1 pseudogene is annotated in these 440 nt (G+C 35.9%); it reads right to left on the reverse strand.

The features are described 5' to 3' along the window. Window positions 1–321, reverse strand: a pseudogene (locus Q0791_RS25070) (IS4 family transposase); the annotation flags it as partial. Window positions 322–440 lie beyond the last annotated feature (119 nt).

Here is a 440-nt window from a genome sequence, read left to right on the forward strand (position 1 = left end):
CTCATTACCATTAATCGGACTCCAATCAATGATTATCAGTGGATTAACTTGATTGCCAATCAGCTTATCTGCCATGTATTCATAGAGATAAGGGCGGTCTAAATGTAGATGAGTATTACCGATCAGACGGTCAGCTCTTTTAATATCATGTTTTTTTGTTGTTTTAGATTGTTTCTTAAACCCTCGCCCAAGGTAAGTGACTGACACTCTTTGGTCTTTCATTGCTGATTCAGTAAAAGCACACAGTGTTTTCAAACGTGATTGATGAATATGAGTAGAGCAAGTTTTTAATTCTTGTAGTAAAATCGTTGATACTTTCATGGCATTTGAGTTTTTTTGTTTTTGGTCGAACTTAAAGATCACACAATGCCATGAAAGTTCCCAAATAAAATCAACTTCCTGGGAATCACCTGTGAGTAAAAAAACTGGGGATTCATCAG

It is taken from the genome of uncultured Shewanella sp. (assembly GCF_947495455.1).
In the GTDB taxonomy this organism is placed as follows: Bacteria; Pseudomonadota; Gammaproteobacteria; order Enterobacterales; family Shewanellaceae; genus Shewanella.